Origin of the sequence: Segniliparus rugosus ATCC BAA-974, from assembly GCF_000185725.2 — a bacterium.
Classification (GTDB): domain Bacteria; phylum Actinomycetota; class Actinomycetes; order Mycobacteriales; family Mycobacteriaceae; genus Segniliparus; species Segniliparus rugosus.
The window spans coordinates 418,773-439,072 of sequence record NZ_KI391953.1 but is presented as its reverse complement, the minus strand read 5'-3'; the positions used below and the strand labels follow the sequence as shown (position 1 = coordinate 439,072).

At 69.4% G+C, this 20,300-nt stretch carries 21 protein-coding genes and 1 tRNA gene; 8 read left to right on the top strand and 14 right to left on the bottom strand.

What is annotated here, in order from left to right; translation table 11 throughout:
* Window positions 1–554 precede the first annotated feature (554 nt).
* The 4 genes from HMPREF9336_RS02115 to HMPREF9336_RS02100 form a co-directional block, all read right to left on the bottom strand.
* On the bottom strand, window positions 555–1,091 hold the full coding sequence (locus HMPREF9336_RS02115; protein ID WP_007471797.1) for a DUF3145 family protein: 537 nt from the start codon (window positions 1,089–1,091) through the stop codon (window positions 555–557).
* A 124-nt stretch (window positions 1,092–1,215) separates the two neighbouring features.
* On the bottom strand, window positions 1,216–1,704 hold the full coding sequence (locus tag HMPREF9336_RS02110) for an SRPBCC family protein (RefSeq protein ID WP_007471799.1): 489 nt from the start codon (window positions 1,702–1,704) through the stop codon (window positions 1,216–1,218).
* A 59-nt stretch (window positions 1,705–1,763) separates the two neighbouring features.
* Window positions 1,764–2,576 (bottom strand): serine hydrolase domain-containing protein, encoded by an 813-nt coding sequence (locus HMPREF9336_RS02105; protein WP_007471801.1) that lies wholly within the window; start codon window positions 2,574–2,576, stop codon window positions 1,764–1,766.
* 9 nt (window positions 2,577–2,585) lie between these two features.
* The gene (locus HMPREF9336_RS02100; RefSeq protein ID WP_007471803.1) at window positions 2,586–3,092 is read right to left on the bottom strand and encodes a hypothetical protein; all 507 of its coding nucleotides are present in this window, start codon (window positions 3,090–3,092) and stop codon (window positions 2,586–2,588) included.
* Between the two features lie 418 nt (window positions 3,093–3,510).
* On the opposite strand from HMPREF9336_RS02100, the gene HMPREF9336_RS02095 reads away from it, so the two are divergent.
* On the top strand, window positions 3,511–3,948 hold the full coding sequence (locus HMPREF9336_RS02095) for a hypothetical protein (protein ID WP_156920268.1): 438 nt from the start codon (window positions 3,511–3,513) through the stop codon (window positions 3,946–3,948).
* Window positions 3,949–4,098: 150 nt separating this feature from the next.
* Window positions 4,099–4,172 (top strand) — tRNA-Ile (locus HMPREF9336_RS02090).
* A 77-nt stretch (window positions 4,173–4,249) separates the two neighbouring features.
* On the opposite strand, the gene HMPREF9336_RS02085 is transcribed toward HMPREF9336_RS02090, so the two are convergent.
* From HMPREF9336_RS02085 to HMPREF9336_RS02070, 4 genes are all read right to left on the bottom strand, one after another.
* Complete coding sequence (locus HMPREF9336_RS02085) at window positions 4,250–5,293, bottom strand: FAD/NAD(P)-binding protein (RefSeq protein ID WP_007471807.1); 1,044 nt, start codon at window positions 5,291–5,293, stop codon at window positions 4,250–4,252.
* A gap of 147 nt (window positions 5,294–5,440) precedes the next feature.
* Complete coding sequence (locus tag HMPREF9336_RS02080) at window positions 5,441–5,746, bottom strand: DUF202 domain-containing protein (RefSeq protein WP_007471809.1); 306 nt, start codon at window positions 5,744–5,746, stop codon at window positions 5,441–5,443.
* Window positions 5,743–6,108, bottom strand: a complete 366-nt coding sequence (locus tag HMPREF9336_RS02075; RefSeq protein WP_007471811.1) for a YidH family protein — start codon at window positions 6,106–6,108, stop codon at window positions 5,743–5,745. The genes HMPREF9336_RS02080 and HMPREF9336_RS02075 overlap by 4 nt, the downstream gene beginning before the upstream one ends.
* Window positions 6,109–6,290: 182 nt before the next feature.
* The gene (locus HMPREF9336_RS02070) at window positions 6,291–7,322 is read right to left on the bottom strand and encodes a DUF5685 family protein (protein ID WP_051357109.1); all 1,032 of its coding nucleotides are present in this window, start codon (window positions 7,320–7,322) and stop codon (window positions 6,291–6,293) included.
* A gap of 7 nt (window positions 7,323–7,329) precedes the next feature.
* Between HMPREF9336_RS02070 and HMPREF9336_RS02065 the strand changes: the two genes are divergently transcribed.
* The 3 genes from HMPREF9336_RS02065 to HMPREF9336_RS02055 all read left to right on the top strand — a co-directional run bounded on the left by HMPREF9336_RS02065 (window position 7,330) and on the right by HMPREF9336_RS02055 (window position 9,203).
* Window positions 7,330–7,731 (top strand): DUF2599 domain-containing protein, encoded by a 402-nt coding sequence (locus HMPREF9336_RS02065; protein ID WP_244431579.1) that lies wholly within the window; start codon window positions 7,330–7,332, stop codon window positions 7,729–7,731.
* 108 nt (window positions 7,732–7,839) lie between these two features.
* Window positions 7,840–8,286, top strand: coding sequence for a hypothetical protein (locus tag HMPREF9336_RS02060; protein WP_156920267.1), 447 nt, complete (start codon window positions 7,840–7,842; stop codon window positions 8,284–8,286).
* 2 nt (window positions 8,287–8,288) lie between these two features.
* On the top strand, window positions 8,289–9,203 hold the full coding sequence (locus tag HMPREF9336_RS02055; protein ID WP_007471819.1) for a 1,4-dihydroxy-2-naphthoyl-CoA synthase: 915 nt from the start codon (window positions 8,289–8,291) through the stop codon (window positions 9,201–9,203).
* A gap of 24 nt (window positions 9,204–9,227) precedes the next feature.
* Here the strand turns inward: HMPREF9336_RS02055 and HMPREF9336_RS02050 are convergent, their stop codons facing one another.
* The 3 genes from HMPREF9336_RS02050 to HMPREF9336_RS02040 all read right to left on the bottom strand — a co-directional run bounded on the left by HMPREF9336_RS02050 (window position 9,228) and on the right by HMPREF9336_RS02040 (window position 12,691).
* Complete coding sequence (locus tag HMPREF9336_RS02050) at window positions 9,228–10,127, bottom strand: SDR family NAD(P)-dependent oxidoreductase (RefSeq protein WP_007471821.1); 900 nt, start codon at window positions 10,125–10,127, stop codon at window positions 9,228–9,230.
* A complete protein-coding gene (locus HMPREF9336_RS02045; RefSeq protein WP_007471823.1) occupies window positions 10,124–11,026 on the bottom strand; it encodes an SDR family NAD(P)-dependent oxidoreductase in 903 nt (300 codons plus the stop codon). The genes HMPREF9336_RS02050 and HMPREF9336_RS02045 overlap by 4 nt, the downstream gene beginning before the upstream one ends.
* A gap of 93 nt (window positions 11,027–11,119) precedes the next feature.
* Window positions 11,120–12,691, bottom strand: a complete 1,572-nt coding sequence (locus tag HMPREF9336_RS02040) for a flavin-containing monooxygenase (protein ID WP_007471826.1) — start codon at window positions 12,689–12,691, stop codon at window positions 11,120–11,122.
* Between the two features lie 223 nt (window positions 12,692–12,914).
* Between HMPREF9336_RS02040 and HMPREF9336_RS02035 the strand changes: the two genes are divergently transcribed.
* Window positions 12,915–13,559 (top strand): TetR/AcrR family transcriptional regulator, encoded by a 645-nt coding sequence (locus HMPREF9336_RS02035; protein WP_007471828.1) that lies wholly within the window; start codon window positions 12,915–12,917, stop codon window positions 13,557–13,559.
* A 13-nt stretch (window positions 13,560–13,572) separates the two neighbouring features.
* On the opposite strand, the gene HMPREF9336_RS02030 is transcribed toward HMPREF9336_RS02035, so the two are convergent.
* From HMPREF9336_RS02030 to HMPREF9336_RS02020, 3 genes are read right to left on the bottom strand one after another with little or no spacing between them, the layout of a single operon-like run.
* Window positions 13,573–14,229, bottom strand: a complete 657-nt coding sequence (locus HMPREF9336_RS02030; protein WP_007471830.1) for a histidine phosphatase family protein — start codon at window positions 14,227–14,229, stop codon at window positions 13,573–13,575.
* 10 nt (window positions 14,230–14,239) lie between these two features.
* The gene (locus tag HMPREF9336_RS02025; RefSeq protein ID WP_007471831.1) at window positions 14,240–15,295 is read right to left on the bottom strand and encodes a phosphotransferase family protein; all 1,056 of its coding nucleotides are present in this window, start codon (window positions 15,293–15,295) and stop codon (window positions 14,240–14,242) included.
* On the bottom strand, window positions 15,282–16,514 hold the full coding sequence (locus tag HMPREF9336_RS02020; RefSeq protein WP_007471832.1) for an acyl-CoA dehydrogenase family protein: 1,233 nt from the start codon (window positions 16,512–16,514) through the stop codon (window positions 15,282–15,284). The genes HMPREF9336_RS02025 and HMPREF9336_RS02020 overlap by 14 nt, the downstream gene beginning before the upstream one ends.
* Window positions 16,515–16,577: 63 nt before the next feature.
* Here HMPREF9336_RS02020 and HMPREF9336_RS02015 point away from each other — a divergent pair, with 63 nt between their 5' ends.
* Both HMPREF9336_RS02015 and HMPREF9336_RS02010 read left to right on the top strand, forming a co-directional pair.
* Complete coding sequence (locus HMPREF9336_RS02015) at window positions 16,578–17,342, top strand: SDR family oxidoreductase (protein ID WP_021029945.1); 765 nt, start codon at window positions 16,578–16,580, stop codon at window positions 17,340–17,342.
* Window positions 17,343–17,592: 250 nt separating this feature from the next.
* Window positions 17,593–20,283, top strand: a complete 2,691-nt coding sequence (locus tag HMPREF9336_RS02010; protein ID WP_007471836.1) for a lipase family alpha/beta hydrolase — start codon at window positions 17,593–17,595, stop codon at window positions 20,281–20,283.
* Window positions 20,284–20,300: the final 17 nt, after the last annotated feature.

The window sequence follows — 20,300 nt, the reverse complement described above, 5'->3', positions numbered from 1 at the left end:
CGGTTTCGGCCGGGGGGCTCACACGTTTGTATAGGCTGCCTCGCCCAGGTCAGGAAACCCCCGCCTCGGTTCCATGATGGGGATGAAGGGGTTCCATGCGTTTGATTCCGCAGGGGCTCTCCTGGAAAAGATGGCTCGCCTGGCTCTAGAGCCTGCTCACGAAGGCAGGAGCCCGCCGTTGTGGTTGGTTTTCTGTCGGTAAGTGCGATTCCTTGGCGGACAGGTGGTCGCGCTCTGTTAGGCCGGTCGATGCCGCATCGGGCGAGGGCAGCCTTCCGCGCGGCGGCGGTCTATCGCGGGGCTTTCCCCGTCCGGTCGTGAGTCGACGGCCTAGGGCCATCGCGTCGGCCAGAGCTCGCCATTGCGCTCCGAGCCGACATTTCAAGGACAAACAGACGCTGCTTGACGCGCGCGCCGCAGACGCGGCGAACCCCGCTTTCGCGACGGCGCTCGGCTTGATCGCTGGGGCACAACATCAGCGCGGAAACCGCGACCGAAGTCGCGGGCGAGACCATCGCCCGCCTCACAAACGCCGTCGCCCTTCCGAAGAAGGCTTAACCAGCGGACCGAGCCCGTTCCGAGGAGACCGCCGACCCTTCCCGATACGGCTCCAGCGCCTCGTCCCACGCGCCGCCAAGCGCCTCGTCCAGTTGCGCGGCGAACCACGCGCCGTCCCGCCTGCCCTGCGCTTGGCCCATGAGCGTGCGCACGTACGCCTCGCCGAGGATGATGTCGCCGTTGGCCCCGATCTCGCCCCGCCACATGCCGAGGCCGGGGACATAGCTGAACCGCTCGCCGTTCACCCCGTAGCTGGGGTCCTCGGTGACTTCGAACCGGAGCATCGGCCATTGGCGCAACGCGCTCACCAGACGGGCTCCTGTGCCGACAGGGCCGACCCAATCCACGACAGAGCGCTGCGCCCCTGGCGCGGCTGCTTGCTCTCGCCAGACGAGATCGGCAGGCGCTCCGAGCGCAGTGGAGAGCGCCCACTCCACGTGGGCGCAAACCGCTGTGGGGGCGTAGTGGATGTAAACGACTCCACTCGCCTCCTGGACGGTCGCGTTGTGTGCACTATGAACTTGCTGGCGCACTTTCCTACCTCCTGCGTCGACGAGAATCGTCTTCCCCAACGTGCTCGCGACGTGTGAGATATGGAGTGCGGGGGCTGAACCCTGCTTTCAAGTATGCATCAAAACTCCCGCACGCGCTAGGGCCTCACCGCCGCCGCGCCCTTCGGCGCAGGATCCCGAAACCGAAGCCGAACTTGATCAACGCCCACATCACCGACCTGCCCAGCGGGGAGAGAAAGCCGAGACGGCGCCCGCCCGCCCCCGTCGGCTCGATCGCAACCGTCCACGTGACCTTCGTGCCCGAGGCGGTCGGCTCCAGCCGGTAATCCTCCGCGAACGCGCGGAGCCCCGGAAAGGCCGCCTCCGGCATGTCGAAGCTCAGCCGCGCGTTCGGCACGACGTGCAGACAGTGCTCGACGGCGTAGAAGCGCTTCCCGACCGAGAGCCGCCGCAGCGAGTTCGGCCCGTGCGGAGGCGCGCCCTCCCAGCGAAAACGCAACAAAGGCAACCAGCTCAGATCCTCGAGCAAGCCCCACACCTGCGCCACCGGGGCTTTCAGCTCCGCTGAAGCCTGGAACACGATGGGCGCGGTTCGGTAGAAGCTGTCATCGACACGGCGGAGCTGGACCGACATCAGCCCAGACTAGCCGAGCGCCCGCGAAGCGCCGCGCATCCGCCCGAGCCGGGCCCGTCTCAGGCGAACTCGGCCAAGACCGCGTCGGAGAACACGGGCCAGACCGGTTTCGCCCAGCCGTCGGTGAACGGGCGGTCCGCCAGCGCGACACAGCCGAGCCGGGCGACCGGGTCCACCCACAGGAACGTCCCCGCCGCCCCGAAATGGCCGAACGTCGCCGGGGAGTTCCGCGTCCCCGTCCAATGCGGGCTCTTCCCCGAACGCGTCTCGAACCCCAAGCCCCAATCGTTCGGCTTCATGTTGCCGTAGCCGACCAGAACGCCGTCGAGCCCTCTGAACTGCACGCTGCGCGCCTCGGCGAGCAGCTCCGGCGCGGCGAGGCGCGGCGAAAGAAGCTCCAAGGCGAATCGGGCGAGGTCGCGGCAATGCGCGCTCGCGCCCCAGGCCGGGGAGCCGTGGAACGACACCGCGCCCATCCCGAGCGGGGCGAACACGGCCTCGGCGGCGTACTCGTGGAATCCGATGCCAGTTCCCCGCTCGACATGCTCCGCCAACGCCTCGATGCCCGCGTTGGAATATATCCTGCGCGTCCCCGGCTTGGCGAACGGCACACGGCTGTCGAACGGCAAACCCGAGGCATGGGCGAGCAAATGCCGGACCGTGGAGCCTGGGGGCCCCGCCGGATCGTCCAAGCCGAACGCGCCCTCTTGCGCCGCGAGCAACGCCGCGTACGCGCTGAGGACCTTCGTCACCGAGGCGAGGGGAAAACTCCGCTCGACCTCGCCGTGCTCGGCGAGCACTCCCGAAGGACCGACCACGACGGCCGCCGCATGGTCGACCGGCCACGTTTCGATCAACGAGAGAGCAGGCATGGCTTCCGCTCAGTTGTTGGGCGGCGGGATGTCCTCGATCGGCGGCGGGAAGGCCGGTCCGCTCTGCGTCGTCGGAGCCTGCGGAACCGACGGGCTCGGAGTCGAGCTCGGCGCTCCCGGACGGGTCACCGTGGTGGTCACCGGGGGCTGCGGGCGCGGCGCGTTCGTCGTCCGAGGCGGAACCGGAGGCGCGGGCGGCGGGGTGTACACCGGCGGAGCCGAGGTCGTCTCCGGCGCGGGCGGCGGGGTCTCGGCGGGCGGCGGCACCGGAGTCGGAGCCTCGTTCGGCTGCGAAGCCTCCGGAGCAGGCGGCGGGGTCTCGGCGGGCGGCGGAGTCTCCGCGCCCTCCGGCGGCGGCGGAAGCTCCGCCCCGTCCGAAGGCACCGGAAGATCCGAACCCGCGACCGACGGCGTGGCGGGCGCTTCCGAAGCAGGAGTCTCCGGGGCCTTGTTCTCGTCAGTGGAGCAGCCAAGCACGGCGAACCCCGCGAAAGCCGCAGCAGCAACCGCCTTCATCGTCAGCTTTGGGATCGATGTCGTCGTTCCCGGATCAGGTCTGATCACCCCAGCACCTCGCCTTTCATCCTTCATTGTGACCGCTTTGCTTCTCGTGTGGACACGGGCGAATGCGGATTACCTTGTAATCCTAGCCGCGCATGATCGAAACGCGCGACACGGGGGGTTCGACGCGACACGGGAATTCGACGCCAGCGCCACATCCTCGCGCACAGCGCGACGCCCACACAACGGCGGGGATCCAGAACCCCATGCCTCGGCCAGCTCCCCGGACAAGCTTCCAGAGCCAGGGAACCAGCCGGAAATTGCCGCAGATCCGACCAGGACGTACAGCCCCAGACGCCCCCGAGCGCAGCCGTGGAACTTAAGGAAGCCCGAGAGGGATCGGACCGAAGGAACGCGCAAGCATCAGCGCGCTATGCTGGTTCTCGTCAACAACTCGGTTGGCCCAGCACCGGCCACGCCACGTCACGGCGTTCGACATGACTCTTGCGAACGAAAGGGCACGGCCCCTCCCGGCCCAGTGAACCCGCACCGGCCGCGCCGCCCTCGGCGTGACAGCTCCGCGATCTACTATCTCCATCAATGGCGGCTGCATGTCGAACGCACCGAGCGGCGAGTCCGCAAAGCGGGGCACACATACACCGGCTGCCCGTGCTGCGACGAATACGCCGAATTCATCATGTTCAGCAATGCCCGCGACGAGCTCGAAGAACTGATGCGCAACAGAGGCCGACGAGCCCGTTCCTTACGAGCCGCCGTCGCGCAGCTCGACGAGCGCTACCGACGCGCCACCGTCGAACGGCAAAACTGGCGCGTCGAGCCGTGGTGGAACAACCGCATCCCTTGGGCCTGAACCAAAGCGGCGAAGCAATGTGGGCCGTTCACGGCCTCCGAGACCGCCGAGGGAAGCCCCCACCAGGGCGAAAACCACCCGTCTGAGCCTGTAGAATCCTGCCCTGGACGACTGGCCGTGGACTTCCAGCCACAAAAGCAGCCAGTCCCAGGGGCTGTAGCTCAGTCGGTTAGAGCCGGGGACTCATAATCCCTTGGTCGCGGGTTCGAGCCCCGCCGGCCCCACAACACACGCGCGGCGAACCCGCGACCAGTCGCGACAGCCCGCAAGGACTCGTCGACCAGAGCATATTGCTCTGCGCTTAGAGGCCGTAGCGGGTCCAGATCGGCAGGACTGCGTTGAGGTGGCTCATGAATTTTTGCAGCCCGACGCGGGACTGGGTGCCGCCGAGCGGTTCGTCGGAGCAGTTCGGGTAGGCGATGCCGAGCCCGAAGAGCCCTGGGGCGATGATGCCATTGGCGGGATTGTGTTCGAGCGGGCCCCATTGCGGCGTGCCGGGTTTGCGCCTGCGCTCGAACCCCACGGTGTACACGATGTGGTCGCACTCTCCGAGGCGCGCCGCGAATTCGGGGGTGCCGGTGTGGACTCGTTGGAGGCGGTCCGGGAGCGTTCCGTCGATGTGTTCTTTCGCCCAGAGGGCGGCTTTCCCTTTCAGCCCGGTGTCGTCGAAGAGCGTCCATCCGTCCATCGGCAGGGCGTAGCGCAGCGGGCTGCGGTAGAAGTTGACCACCTTCGCCACTGGCCGGTCCAAGAGGTTCGGCAGAGCGACCATGCTCGAATGCGACGATCCGAACACGGCGACCACGGCGCCGTCGAGCGGCTGCGATGCGAGCTTGTCGGGGTTGAGCGCGATGTCGAGCGGGATCTCCCGAAGCCGGGGGTGCGCGAGCGATTTTGGCGTGGAGCCGACGGCGAGGATGACTTTCTCGGAGGAGATCGGGCCTTGGTCGGTCTCTATGGTCCAACGGCGCTCGCGCAGCGTGAGTTCGACGGCGTTGCCCCGCACGGCTTCGACTCGGCGGGCCAGGTGCTCGGTGATCCAGACCAGCGGGTCTGCGACCAGGCCGAGGGGGCAGGTGTCTCTGGGGTCGATCTCCGCGAGCTCGAACTGTGGCGCTTCGTGGTAGCGGAAGGCCGGGGATGCCTCTAGGTACTCGTGGAACAGCGCGACCGGCGTGTTGCCGGGCACCGCCCGCCATTTCCCGCCCAAGTCCCCCGCGGCGAACTCCGGGTCTATCCAGGCGATCTGATGCGCGGGGACGCCGTGGTCGAGCAGCCTGCCCGTCGCCGCGATGCCTGCGGGACCTGCGCCGATCACGGTCCACTTGTACTGAGTCGTCGTCATTCTGGTGCCTTTCCTACAGTGACGGAGTCGCGCGCCGCTTCGGGTTTTCGGCCGGAGCGGCGCTGGTTCCCAGTGTCCTTCGGAAACGTCTCCGCTGGTAGAGGCCCCGTTCTTGTGGGGGCACAAATGAAGTTTGTGTCTAGTGCGCTAGATGGCGAGGGCGCAGACCAGCGACAGGGCGAGCACGCATCCCCCGACGAGTCGCACTTCGCGCTTCGGGGAGGCCGCCGGGGAAGGCCGCGCGCGGCGCAGAGCGCGCCCGCGCCGCAGGGCGGCGTGGCAGAAGCCGGCCACGCACATGACAACGAGGAGGGCGGCGAACGCCCCGACCGGGCCGGGCCTGCATGTCCACTCGCGCAACGCGAGAAGCCCGGCGTTCCCGAAAACGGCGAGGGAGGTGCGGGACCAGGCGAGCACGACGCGTTCTGCCGCCAGTCCGTTCGCGTCGGTCATCGCGCCGCTGCGATCACCACGAGCGCGATGACGCAGACGAGGACGATCCCCGCCCCTAGGTACCAGGGCGGGGGCTGCTTGGGCAACGGCTCGCCCCGGCGGATGGCGCGCTCGGACTGGGCCCATCGGCGGATCCCCATCCCCGCCGCGAGCATCGCCAAGAGGTTCAGCGCGAGCCCGAACGCCTGCGCCGGTCCCGTGGCGAGCGGGCGCGGGAGCAGCTGCACAACCGCGACTGAGAGCGCCAGCAGACCGAGCGCCGTGCGCTGCCACGCCAGGAAGGTGCGTTCGTTCGCCAGCACGAACCGGCAGTCGGGCTCCGGGGCGGCCGGAGCGCCGCCGTCCTCAGGCCCGTCCGTCATGACCAGTCCTGAACTCTCGCTCGGTCGATCCCACGCTTGCGCCTTTCGTCGGGAGAAGGGTCGCGCGGCGCTTCGACGCGCCCGGCCGCAACACCGCAGACCCCAGTATCGAACGCCCGCCCCGGCTTCGGTAGACGGCTTGCCTTTGTGAGGTCACAAGCTGGGCTTGAGCCCCTGCCGCGTCACGAGCAGCCGCACGCGCTGCCGCAGCATTCCCCACAGCCCTCGCCGCAGCAATCGCCGCAACACCACGCGTCGCAGCAGTCGTCCCAGCGCCGCGCGCGTTTCGGCCCCCCAGGCTTCTTTTCCTTTTTCCGCTTCTTGGCCGAGTCCTCGTACGGCGCGGGCAGCCCCGTGACCGCCCGCGCGATTCTGGCGCGCAGGCCGTGCAGCAGGAGCGAGCGGACGAGCCCTGCGTCCGTCAGACGCAGCCGCGCGGACTCGTCGGCCACCAGGGTCCGCAGCGCTTCGAGCCGCGTCCGGACAGCTTCGAGCGGCGTGCCGGTCGCGATGATCGGGTTGAACGCTCCTGCTCGCCGGTCCGCCTCGATGTCGTCGAGCGCGTCCACGAGGTGCGCGATCTCCCCGTACGCGGCTCCGATCCGGCGCAACGGCGCTTCGTTCTCGAGCCGTCCGGCGACCCGTGCCGCCGCGGCGAAAACGTGCCCTGCGGCCTTTGCCGACGCGGCGGTCACGGCGGCGAGGCCAAGCTCTCGCGCCCGCAATTCCGTCTCGCCTTGCCGATCGAACTCGGCGAGCAGCCCCGGCACGTCCAGCGCGGCGGACACCTCGGGGTCCGAGGCCGCTTTCTTCGCCAGCATGTCCGCCGCGACCCCCGCCAGCATGCCTTTGACCCGTCCCGACGGGGCGAGCCCGGTCTGGCGCTCCATCACGACATCGCGCGCTTTCGCGGCGGTCAACGCGAGCGAGGCGACCGCCCCGAGCCGGACTCCGATCGAGGAGGACGGCACGACCTGCGCGACCGCGAACCTCCGCAAGGGGCAACGCCCCGAGGGCTCGCGCAGGGCGGACCCCTCCTCCAGCTGCGCCTCCACCAGTGCGGCGACGAGCACGGCGTCCGTGTTGACGGTCGCCCTGGCGAGCTGGCCGTGCCGGTCCCGGAGCGCGAGACACATCCCGCACAGCTGCGCCCGCCAAAGCTCGCGCGCTCGGTGGTCGAGCTGTTTCGCACATGGCTGCACAACTCCGAACACTGGACCAGTGAACCACACTCGGACGTGCGATGATGAAGCCATGCGCGCCCTCGCCCCGGCTTTGGCCCTCGGCGCCCTGCTCGGTTGGTGGCCGAGCGCCCTCGCGGACCCGGTTTTCATCGACCACGTCGCCTGGACCAACACCCCGGACGGGCCGAGCCTGCATGTCTTCCCCACGCAAGCGGGGCGGGACGCGCCCGCCGACGAGCAGGGCGAAGCATGGGCCGAGGTGCTCCGGCTCGCCCCGGACGCGGACTCCCCGAGCATGCGCGAGCAGTTCGACTGCCATCAAAGCTTCGCCAAGGCCAAGGAGAGCTGGAATCTCGAACCGTGGCGGCCCGTGGTCGGCGTGGCGGCGTTGCTGGCCAGCGCCTGCAATCCGGGGAAGAAGGAGGGGCCGCAGACCTGACCCGGCCCGCCGCGCGCTTGTCCGCCTGCTGCAGTACGATGCTGGCACTGGGAGAAACCCCCGTTGGCGGCAACGCCGCCGCCCTCGGGCGAGACGAAGGGGAAGCGTATGGCGCACTCGCCGAAGAACAACCAGGATCGATCGGGGCGGGCGGCTCACCGCTCCGGTCCTCGTAGCGCGGCGTTGCGCTGCCCTCGTGCCGGCCGGCGGGCGGAGGCGGAGGCGTTCGTCTCGTTCCTGATGGTCCGCCTGCGCGAGACGGTCAACCAGTCCCGCCCCCGGAGCCAGCTGCTCGGCCTGTGCGCCGCCTCGGCGAAAGCCGACCTGGCCGCGCTGATGAGCGAGCTGCCCGCCCGGCAGCTCATCACTCATGTCGCCACGCACGCCTTCGAGCTCGAAGGGCAGGAGAGCGTCCACGATTTCGTGTGCCGCTTCGACTGTCGGCGCGACCAGGTGCGGGTGCTGCTCGGCAGGGTCCAGCGCGGGGCTGAGGGTTGGCGGGTGGTCTCGCTGCACCAGCTGCCGACCGGGTTCCGCGGTCGTTCTACAGTCTGAAGATGGCCGATTCGACTCAACCGACCCCCTTCGACCCGACGCAATGGCAGAGCGTCCCCGGCTTCGCGGACCTCACCGACATCACCTACCACCGGCACGTGGAGATCGGGGCGGCGCGCATCGCCTTCGACCGCCCCGAGGTGCGCAACGCGTTCCGCCCGCACACGGTGGACGAGCTCATCGCCGCGCTCGACCACGCCCGCACCAGCCCGGACGTCGGCGTGGTGCTCTTGACGGGCAACGGCCCCAGCCCGAAAGACGGCGGGTGGGCGTTCTGCAGCGGCGGCGACCAGCGCATCCGTGGCCGCACCGGCTACCAGTACGCGAGCGGCGAGGACGCCTCCACCGTGGAGAAAGGCCGGGCGGGCAGGCTGCACATCCTCGAGGCGCAGCGCCTGATCCGGTTCATGCCGAAAGTCGTGATCGCGCTGGTGAACGGGTGGGCGGCGGGCGGCGGGCACAGCCTGCACGCGGTCTGCGACCTCACGCTCGCGAGCCGGGAGCACGCCAGGTTCAAGCAGACCGACGCGGACGTGGGCAGCTTCGACGGCGGCTACGGCAGCGCCTATTTCGCCAAGCAGGTCGGGCAGAAGTTCGCCCGCGAGGTCTTCTTCCTCGCGCGCCCCTACACCGCCGAGCAGATGCACGCGATGGGTGCGGTGAACGCCGTGGTCGAGCACGGCAGGCTCGAAGCGGAGGGGATCCAGTGGGCTCGGGAGATCCTCGGCAAGTCCCCGCAGGCGGTCCGCATGCTCAAATACGCGTTCAACCTCGCCGACGACGGCATGGTCGGCCAGCAGCTCTTCGCCGGGGAGGCCACACGCCTGGCCTACCAGACCGACGAGGCGGTGGAGGGCAGGGACTCGTTCCTGCAAAAGCGCGCCCCGGACTGGGCCCCGTACCCCTGGTACTACTGACCGGCGCTCGGCCGGCCGGGGCCGTCAGGCTCCGATCAGCCGGGCGACGCGCGGGTTTTTGCCGAGGCGGTACAGCAGGTCGACGGTCCGCTGGTTGAACACCAGGCCCGAGATCGTCCGCAGCAGGGCCGGGGACAGCCTGCGCATCGCGTACACCAGGTACGCCTCCGGCCGGACGAGCACTGTCTTGCGGTTGTGGCGCACCGCGCCCTCGATCGCTTTGGCCACGTTCTCCGGACCGGAGATCAGGTGCAGCGAACGGATCTTCTCGAACGCCGCCCCGGTGACCGACGAGCGCTGCTGTGCGTCCTCCGCGCTCGCCCCGGTGTGGGTGGCGGAGGCGAAGATGTTCGTCAGGACCGGTCCGGGGCAGATCACGCTCGCTCCGATCCGGTGCGGCGCGAACTCGGCGCGGATGCAGTCGGTGAACATCTTGACCGCGTATTTCGTCGTCGAGTACGAGGCGAGGCTCGCCATCGGCAGGAACGCGGCGGCGGAGGCGATGTTCACGACGTGCCCCGGCTTGCCCGCGTCGATCATCTGCTTGGCGAACAGCCGGGCCCCGTGCACCATGCCGAGCAGGTTGATGCCGATGATCCGGTCCCAGTCGGCCTCGGTGGTGTCGATGACCTCGCCGAGGATGCCGATGCCGGCGTTGTTGACGACGACGTCGCACACGCCGTGCTCGGCGCGCACCCAGTCGGCGAACTCCTCGAACTCCGCGACGTCGGTCACGTCGAGGTGGCGGGCGTAGGCTTCGCCCCCCTGCTCGCGGATCGCGGCGGCGGTGGCCTCGGCGGACTCCGCGTTGATGTCGCTGGCGACGACCCGCGCGCCGAGGCGCGCGAAACGCTGCGCGGTGACGCGGCCGATGCCGCTGCCCGCGCCGGTCACGACGACGAGCTTGACGTTTTCGAGCTTCACTTCGAGCCCTCCTTCTTCAGCCAGCCAAGCACCTTCTGCGGCAGTGCCGTCCGCTCGAACTGGCGCAGCGTCCCCTCCCCGGACAGCCGCGCGACCACCCGCATCACGGTCGGGCTCAGCCGCCAGAGCGCGTAGCCCAGATACGCCTCCGCGGTCACCGGCTGCACGGCGCGGTTGGTGCTCACCGAGCGCACGATCGCCTTGGCGACCGCCTCGGGGCCGCTGCCGAACTTCGCGATGGCGTTGGCGGAGAGGTCCTGGCGCGTGGCGTTGACCGCCGCGTCCGAGCCCAAATGGCGCGCCGCCGTGTAGAAGCCGGTGTTGATCGCCCCAGGGCAGATCGCGGTGACACCGATGCCGTGGCGGCGAAGCTCGAGCCGCAGCGACTCGGAGAACATCATCACGGCGGCTTTGGTCGTGCAGTACGGCGAGCTGGCGGTCACCGGCACATACGCCGCCGCCGACGCGACGTTGATGATCTGTCCGGGCGAGCCCGCGTCCACCAGCTGCCGCGCGTACAGCCGGGAGCCGGTGACCACGCCCCGGACGTTGACCGCGACGAGCGCGGACCATTCGGCGGCGGAGTGGTCGAGGAACGGCCCCGCCGTGGTGTACCCGGCGTTGTTCACCAGGACGCGCGGCAGGCCGTGCTGCGCTTGGACTTCTTTCAGGACGCGCTCCCACGCGGCGGGGTCGGTCACGTCGAGGGCCGCCGCCTCGCAGAAGCCCCCCTCCGCGCGGACCAGCTCCTCGGTCTGCCGCACGGTCTCGAAGTCGCGGTCCGTCGCGACGACCTTCGCCCCGCGCGCCGCGAAGGCCCGCGCGGTGGCCCGGCCGATGCCGCTGCCCGCGCCGGTCACCAGGACCGCTGCGCCGAGAAGGCTTTTCTCTTTGCCCATAGTTCGCTCTCTCCATTCGTGCGCCGGCTCGCCGACTGCTCGGGGAAGACGCGCTCGCGGCCCGGTATCTCGCGCGCAGGCCGCGAGCGCGAGTCAGACAGCCGACTTCTCTTCGGCAGGACTACGCCTGGCCCCGGCCTCCAGTTCCTCCGGCGCGCGGAACTCGTACGCGGACAAGTCCACGCGCGAGCTTTCCCGACGCGCCTCGAACAGGCTGGTGGGCCGGATGTACGGCATATCGCCAGCGGAGTTGACGTAGTAGGTCCGCAGGCCCTTGTTGACGGTGTTGAAGTAGTAGTCGATGTTCTCGTCGTTGCGCCGGATCTTCGCGTGGTACCGGTCGTGCGCCTCCTTGCGGACCTCCACCGCCCGCGCGCCCCGGCTGATCGCCGCCGAGATCACGTTGACCGCGTGGCTCGAGGAGATCTCGACCAGCTCGTGCCAGCCGGTGCCGATCCACGAGTACGGGCCGACCAGGATCCATCGGTTCGGCAGCTTCGGCACCGCGACGGACTGATAAGCCTGCAGCCGCTCGGTGTTGTAGAAGACGCCGAGGTCGAAGCCGTCGCGGCCGACGACAGTCCCCTCCACGTAGCTCTCCGGGTCGGAGAACAGGTGGTACCCGGTCGCCAGGACGATGGCGTCGAGGTCGAACGAGCGTCCGCTCCGGGTCGTGAGCCCTTCGGGCACGATCCGCTCGATCGGGTCGACGACCAGCTCGACGTTGTCCCGGTTGAACGACTGCAGGAAGGAGTTCGAGAGGGTCGGGCGCTTGCCGAGCGCCCCGTAGCCGGGCATGAGCCGGTCGCGGGTCTGCGGGTCGCGGACCACCGAGCGCAAGTAGCGGCGGTACAGCGCCCGAGCGCCGACGTCGAACCGGGGCGCGATCGCCCGGAAGACCCGCCTCGGCGTCTGGTACACCAGCCGCAACGCAAGCTCGACCAGCACGTTCGCGGCCACGCCGAGCGCGAACCCGACCGGGGGGAGCCCCAGGAACTTGCTCACCGGCTTCGGGAGGGCGAAGTCCGGCTTGGGCAGCGCCCAGACCGGGGTGCGCTGGAACACCGCCAAGGACGCGACCTCGGGGGCGATCGACGGGGTGATCTGGACCGAGCTGGCCCCCGTCCCGATCACGGCCACCCGCTTGCCCCGCAGGTCGTAGCTGTGGTCCCAGGAGTTCGGGCGCAGCACCTTGCCCGCGAAGTCCAGGTAGCCGGGGATGCCCGGATCCTCTTTCGCGGTGATGTAGGCCCCGATCGCGGAGATCACGAACTGGGCGGTGATCTCCTCGCCCGCCGAGGTGGTGAGCCGCCACAGGCCCTCGGCCTCGTCCCACTGCTCCTTGACGATCTCGACGCCCCATCGCGCGTGCTCGTACAGGCCGAACTGGCGCGCGACGGAGCGGTGGTATTCGAACACCTCCCGCCCGTAGGGGAACATGCGCGTCCAGCTCCGGTTGCGGGCGAACGAGTACTCGTAGGTGAAGCACGGCACGTCGACGCCGAGGCCGGGGTAGTGGTTGTCCCGCCAGCTCCCGCCGAAGTCGTCCGCGCGTTCGAGGATGACGAAATCCCTGTTCCCGCGCTGCACCAGCTGCGCCGCCGCGCAGATCCCGCCCGGCCCCGCGCCGATGATGGCGATTCGGTGTTGGGGTTGTTCGACCATCTTGACCTCTCAAATTCGCCTTGCACAGATGTCGCGGCGCCGGGGCGGAATTCCGCTCCGGCGCGTGCGGCCAGCCATACAGGACTGGCCTGAGGGTGTCTCGCATTACAGATACTACCCGTCGCAGACAGTACTCGAGAATGAGGGATCAGTCAACAATTGAATTTATATTCAATTGTTGACTGATGTTCAAAGCTGGCGGCGAGGCGGTACCCTTGCTGGCATGTCCAAACCGTTGTCGCGCACCGAGCGGCGCAAACAGGAGACCCGTCAGGAGATCTTCGACGCCGCGCTCGCCTGTTTCGCCGAGCGCGGCTACCACGCGACGGGGATCGCGGACATCGCCAAACGGGTCGGCATCGCGCAGGGCACGTTCTACCTGTACTTCGACAGCAAACGGGACTTGGTCAACGAGATCTTCGACGACTTCACCGGGCGGTTCACCACGGCGCTGGCCGACCTCCCGCCCGAAACCCCGACCAACTTGGCCGAGTACCAGAACCAGGCCGACCAGATCTCCCGCGCGCTGATGGGGGTCCTGCGCGACGCCCCGCAGGCCGCGCGGTTCTGGCTGCTGCAAGCCGCCGCCGTCGACGACGAGATGGCGGAGCGGGTCCTGCGTTTCTACGACACCTCGGACTTGGTGCAGCGCGCGTACCTGCAGCACGGCGTCGATTTGGGCTATTTCCGCCCGGACCTCGACGTCGAGCACGCGGCGCGGGCGATCAACGGGATGCTGCTCGCCGCCGCCTACTACAACCTGCGCGACCCGAGCGCTGAGGCGTTCGACCGGCTCGCCGAGACCGTCCGGCAGATCGGATATTTCGGCCTGGTGGGCCCCGACGGCCGGGACGGCTCCGGCGCGTGACGACGGCGGGCCGCTACCGGTAGGTCAGCAAACCCGAGGCCTCGCCCTCGAAATGGCCGTGCTCGTTGAACGACACCAGGCTCACCCCGGAGCGCCCGACGACGAGTTTGGTGATCCCAGCGTTGCAGACCACCCGGTGCAACGGCAAGAAGCTGCGCCCCCAGTCCGGCTCCGCGCCCCAGGTCAACGCCAGCGCGGCCAACGCGCCGATCACCCCGCCCGAGGTGAACACCAGCGCGTCCTCCCCTTTGCCGAGCTCCGCGACGAGTTCGTCGAGCACCCCGCGCGTCCGCTCGGCGAACGCGGGCCAGCTCTCCGCGCACGGGCTCGACTCCCCCGCGTCCACCCAGCCGGCCAACGCGCCGTCCAGCGAGCGCTGGAACGCGCGGGGGTCGGACCGGGCCCCGCCCGAGGCCCCGTGGCCCGCGAGCACGTCGTGGAAGTCGTACTCGTCCCAACGCGCGTCCGATTTCGGGACGAACCCCGCGGCCTCCGCCGTGCCCCGCTGGCGCGCCATCGTCCCGCACCACGCGACGGACGATCCGGCTCCCCGCCGCCGCAGCTCCTCGCCCACGGCCTGGGCTTGGCGCGCCCCCAGCGCGGAGAGCTGGTCGTAATCGGCGGCCCCGAACGAGGCCTGCCCGTGGCGGACTAAATAAATGACTCCCATCTCCGCCCGCTCACACCCCCGCCAATGCCTTGCAGCGCTGCTCCAAATAGTTCACGAAGAGCCAGAAGTCTTTGAACGCGGGGTTCGTGGTCTGGCCGTGGTGGTAGCGGAAGTAGATCTGCTGCAAGATCGCGGCCAGCCGGAAGAAGCCGAACACCTCGTAGAACGTCCAGTCCGCCGGGGCGAAACCGGTCCGCTCGACGTAACGGCCCAGGACTTCCGCCCGCGTGAGCATCCCCGGCAGGTGCGTCGGCTGGCGCCGGTAGCGCAGCGCGATCTCGTCGTCGTCGGCCTGGGTCCAATACGCGAGCGCCCCGCCAAGGTCCATGAGCGGATCGCCGAGCGTCGCCATCTCCCAGTCGAGGACCCCGATCACCTGGAGCGACTCCAGGTCGTCCACCACGACGTTGTCCAGCCGGAAATCGTTGTGGATGACCACGGTCGCCACGTCCGCCTGCTGGTTGCGGGCGAGCCATTCCATGACCTTCTCGAAGTCGCCGACGTTCTCCGTCCGGGCCGCCGCGTAGCGTTTCGACCAGCCTGCGACTTGCCTCGCGACGTAGCCCTCGCCTTTGCCGAGGCTCGCGAGCCCGGACCGCTCCGCGTCCACCCGGTGCAGCTCGACCAGGCTGTCCACCGCGCGCTCGGACAGCGCGCGGGCCCCGGCCTCGCCGAGCGAGGCCCCCGCAGGCAAGTCCCGGCGCAGGATGACGCCCCGAAGGCGCTCCATCACGTAGAAGTCCGACCCCAGCACCGAATCGTCCTCGCAGAGCGCGAGCACCTCGGGCACGTACCGGTACACGGGCCCGAGCTGCTTCTGGACGAAGAACTCGCGCTTCATGTCGTGCGCGGAGGCCGCCTTTCGCCCGGCGGGCGGGCGGCGCAGGACGAGCTCGCGATCCGGGTAGGTCAACAGGTACGTGAGGTTCGAAGCGCCGCCGGGGTACTGCCGCACCTCGGGGAGCCCGCCCAGCCCCGGCACGCGCTCGGCGAGCCACGCGCCGAGCGCGGCGACGTCGAACGAGTCTTCCTGCCGCAGCTCTCCGGGCTGGTCAATGGCTGCCATGCGCGGCGCTCCCTTCGTGGCGCTTGAGCTCCTGGCGGGCGACCACGCCGAGGTGCACCTCGTCCGGGCCGTCGATGAACCGCAGCGCGCGCGTCCACGCGTACGCCTCTGCGAGCGGGAAGTCCCCGGACAGGCCCGCCGCGCCGTGCAGCTGCATGGCCGTGTCGATGACGGACAGCGCCATCTTGGGCACCACGGCTTTGATCGCCGAGACCTCGGTCCGCGCGGCCTTGGCTCCTTTCGTGTCGATGAGCCATGCGGCGCGCAGCACCAAAAGCCGCGCCTGCTCGATCCCGAGCCTCGCCTCCGCGATCCGCTCCCGGTTCCCGCCGAGATCGGCGAGCGGCTTGCCGAACGCGGCTCGGCCCAGCGCTCGCGCGCAGCCGATCTCCAGCGCGCGCTCGGCGAGGCCGATCGTGCGCATGCAGTGGTGGATCCGCCCAGGCCCGAGACGGCCCTGAGCGATCTCGAAGCCCCTGCCGGGGCCCGCGATCACGTTAGCAATCGGGACGCGCACGTCGGTGTAGCTCACCTCGGCGTGCCCGTAGGGGGCCTCGTCGTACCCGAAGACGGTGAGCATGCGCTCCACCTTCACCCCCGGCGCGTCGACGGGGACCAGCACCATCGAGTGCCGCCGGTACGGATCGGCCCCAGGGTCGGTCAGGCCCATGAAGATGATGACCCGGCAATCCGGGTGCCCGATCCCGGTGCTCCACCATTTGCGCCCGTTGAGCACGATCTCGTCGCCGTCCACCACGGCGGTGGACTGCATGTTCGTGGCGTCCGAGGAGGCGACCTTGGGCTCGGTCATGCCGAACGCGGAGCGGATTTCGCCCGCGAGGAGCGGGGCGAGCCAGCGCTCCTGCTGCTCGGGGCTGCCGTAGCGCAGCAGCACCTCCATGTTGCCGGTGTCCGGCGCGTTGCAGTTGAAGATCTCCGAAGCCCAGTTCAACCGCCCCATGAGCTCGGCGAGCGGCGCGTACTCCACGTTGGTGAGCCCCGCGCCGTTGCCGCCCCCGACATCCTCGGGGAGGAACAAGTTCCACAGCCCCGAGGCTTTCGCCTTCGCCTTCAGCTCCTCGATCATCGGCGGGACGGCCCACGGGTTCTGCGCGACGGCGGCGAGGAACTCGCGCTCGCGGGGCTCGACCTCATCGCGGAGGAACGCGCCCACCTCCGCGATGTACCGTTGCGCCCGCGGCGAGTGGCTGAAGTCCATGCTGCCTCCGAAGATGTCGCGATATGTTATGTCTCCTCAATCACCATAACAACGTCAAGTAAGATGCGTAACGTGGACCTCTCTGGAAGAAACGCGCTCATCACCGGCGGAAGCCGAGGCATCGGCAGGGCAATCGCGCAGGAGCTGCTGCGGCGGGGGGCGGGAGTCGCGATCACCGCGCGCAAGGCCGAAGGGCTCGCGCAGACCGCCGCCGAGCTGCGCGGGGCGTTCCCCGGCTCCAAAGTGCACGCCGTCGTCGCCAACGCCGGGCGGGAGGAGGACCGGGCCAGGGCCGTGCGCGAGACCGTGGCCGAGCTCGGCTCGCTCGACATCCTCGTCAACAACGCCGCGACCAACCTCGCCTACGGGCCGCTCCTCGAAGCCGACCTCGGCGCGGTCCGCAAGATCTTCGACACCAACGTCGTCGCGACGCTCGGCATGGTCCAAGAGGCGCACAAAGCCTGGCTCGGCGAGCACGGCGGCGTCATCGTGAACCTGGCCAGCGTCGCGGGCATGCGGGCTTCGGGCCCCATCGCCGCCTACGGCACCTCGAAAGCGGCGCTCATCCTCTTGACCGAAGAGCTGGCCTGGGAGCTTGGGCCGTCCGTCCGGGTGAACGCCGTCGCCCCCGCCGTGATCAAGACCGACTTCTCCACCAAGCTCTACGAGAACGAAGCGGAGGTGGCTTCCCGCTATCCGCTCCAACGGCTCGGAACGCCCGAGGACGTGGCGCGGCTGGTCGGGTTCCTGGTGTCCGACGAGTCCTCCTGGATCACGGGCGAGACCGTGCGGGTCGACGGCGGCCTGCTCGCGACCGGGAACCTCTAGCCGGGTTCCGCGCGAAAATGACGGGCGGCCAAAGCCCGAACCAAAGCGAGCGAACGAGAAACCGAACTCTCCCGACACTCCCAGACTTTTCCCAACATCACTCTTGACCTCAGGCCACGAAGGATTTTAGAGTCTCTTGTGTCGGGCGGAACCCGCCTGACGCGAGCCTGTTCCGGCATCAGAGTCCCATATCTCGACGCGACATGCGCGACCGCCGCCCCGTCCGCATGCCGGGGAAAGGCTTGCCGCAATGCGCACAACATGCACCGTCTTCAGCCGCGCGATCCTCGTGCTCGCCCTCGTCGCAGCCTCGGCTCTGCGCGTGAGCGCGCCAGCTGCGGCCCAGCCCCGGCCCGCCGAGCACTCCAGGATCACGGTGGTCGTCGAGCCCGCCGTGCTCTCCATCCCCCCGAGCGGCCCCGCCACCCTCTATCGGGACGGGAGCAACGCGGTCACCATCACCGCGGACCGAGCAGACGGCATGGCCTCGGTCGCGATCGCCGTCAAGCACAGCGGGGCGCGGCAGCTCGCCCCCACGCCCGCCGCCGCGCCCGTCGCCCTCGCCAAGCACAGCGTCGTCCGGGCCAAGCAGGACGTCACCCCGAGCAGCGGCGACGGATCCGCCAGCGGCCCCGTCGCCGTCGCCGCCAGCCCCTCCCCCGCAGCTTTCTCCTCGACGCAAACGCGGAACATCCCCACCGTCCTCGTCCACGGCACCTGGCAGAACAAGGACGACGCGTTCTCGCCAGAGCTTGTGTCGTCCCTCCAATCCGCGGGGTTTGACACCTATTCCCTCAACTACGGCGTGGACCCTTGGACCGCGCCCGGCGTCGCGGGAGCCATCCTCGGCGTGGCCAAGCCCGTCCTCGACCAGCTCGGCCCGCTCAATCCGGTCAATCTGCTCAGCGGCATCCCGAAGTTCGGGACCATGCTCAAGTCCGCGTACGACGGCGGGCCCGTCATCGGAGGAGTGGGGCCGATCGAGAATTCGACGCAGGAGCTCTCGCGCTTCATCGACCAGGTCCAGCAGGAGACCGGAGCGCCAAAGGTCAACCTCGTCGGCGACTCCCAGGGCGGCCTGGTCATTAAGAGCTACCTCAGCCAAGACCCCAAGGACAACGTCGCCAATGTGGTCGACATCAACGCGACCAACCACGGCACCACGCTCAGCGGCCCCGGCGAGCTGCTCGACCTCGGGATCGTGGACGAGGTGGCCCAACCCATCCACGAGACCATCACGAACCTCGGCGACGCTTTCAACGGGACCATCCTGCAAGCTCCCGCGCAGCTCGCGGCAGGAGCCGCGAACCTCGGCGTCCAGATCGCGCAGAGCCTCGTCAAAATCCCCGTCGGGATCGTCCAGAACATCGCTCGCGCCGTGGTCGCCGTGGCCATCGGCCCCGCAGCGGCGGAGCAAGCGGTTGGCAGCGACTTCATCAACGCGCTCAACGCGACCCCGGACACCAAACCGGGGGTCAACTACCTCGTTCTCGCCTCGACCGACGACAAAACCTCCACGCCCTACGACAAGACCTACCTGCAAGCTGGGTTCGGCGCTTCGGTCGTCAACGTCGAGGAACACACCTTGCCCGGAGCGGGGCAGCTCGACATCGAGCACGTCGACCAGCCTGCTCCCGTGGTCAAAGCGATCGTCGACTACCTCAGCGGCTCCGCGATGAACCCCGATCTGGCCAAACAGATCGCCTCGACCCCTGGCGTCACGGTCACGATCGACAGCGGAGTCACCACCGTCCAATCCGGGACCAAAGTCCTCTACCAGGGCCCCTCGGGCAACACGGATCAGATCAAACAATCTGTGCAGCAAGCCGTCGCCGCTCCTTCGCCCAACGTGACGGCCAACGCCGTCAACGCCGCTCCTGGCGCGCCCAGCCCCGCGTCGAATCCTGCTGTCGGCTCGGTGACCAGCGCGGCCACGAGCGCCAACACGAGCACACCCACAGCTTCGACTCCTGCCGTCGGCCCGGCGACCAGCACGGCCACGAGCGCCAACACGAACACGCCCACAGCTTCGACAAAACCACCGACCGGCGCCAGCACGGCCACGAGCGCCACGGCAAATGGAGCTGCCGCCGCATCGGCGAAAGCGCACAGCGCCGTCGGCCCCGCCGCCGCGAACACCGGCCCCGCCGCCAACGCCCCGAGCACGGCCGGGGGCGCGAAAAGCTCCATCGTCGGCTCGGCGGCCAGCTCGGCGAACGCCGAGACTCGCGACACTGCCGCAACCTCGCCGAAAGCCGCCTCGAACGGCGACCTCGGCGGCGTGCACGGCAGCCTCGGCCTGCGCGATCCCAGCGTCGGCAACGAGAAAGCCAGCTCGTCGGGCTCCGCAAGCGCCGCCGCCAGCACGACGAGCGGAGCCGCTGGCTCTGCGAGCAGCGGCGCGGGCACGACGACCGCCGCCGGGACCAGCCCCGGCGTGAGCGGATCGAAGCCCAATGCCGGCGCGGCCGGAACGAGCGGTGCCACCAGCACCAGCACCAGCACCAGCACCAGCACCAGCACCAGCACCAGCACCAGCGGAGCAAGTGCCTCCACTAGCGCCAGCGCGGCAGGCGGCAAGAACAGCAGCACCACGGGCGGCGGCAGCGGCGCAAGCGGCTCCGGACCGGGGAACGGCGGCGCAAGCGCAGCCAACAGCAGCGGCGGTCCTTCTTCGACCGGCAGCTCCAACGCTGGCGGCAGCGGCGGAGCCTCGACCGGCAGCTCCTCCAGCGGCCGAGCCTCCAACGGCCCTTCTTCGACCGGCGGAACCTCCAGCAGTGGCGGCGGCAGCGCAAGCGCAGGCGGCGGTGGCTTCTCTTCCAGCAACGGTTCCTCTAGCAGCGGCTCTTCCAGCGGCGGCTCTTCCGCCGGCGGTTCCTCAAACGGCGGCAGTCATTCCTCTTCGAGCGGCGGCAGTTCGGGCGGGGGCCACGCGTAGCGAACCCCTGGCCGGTC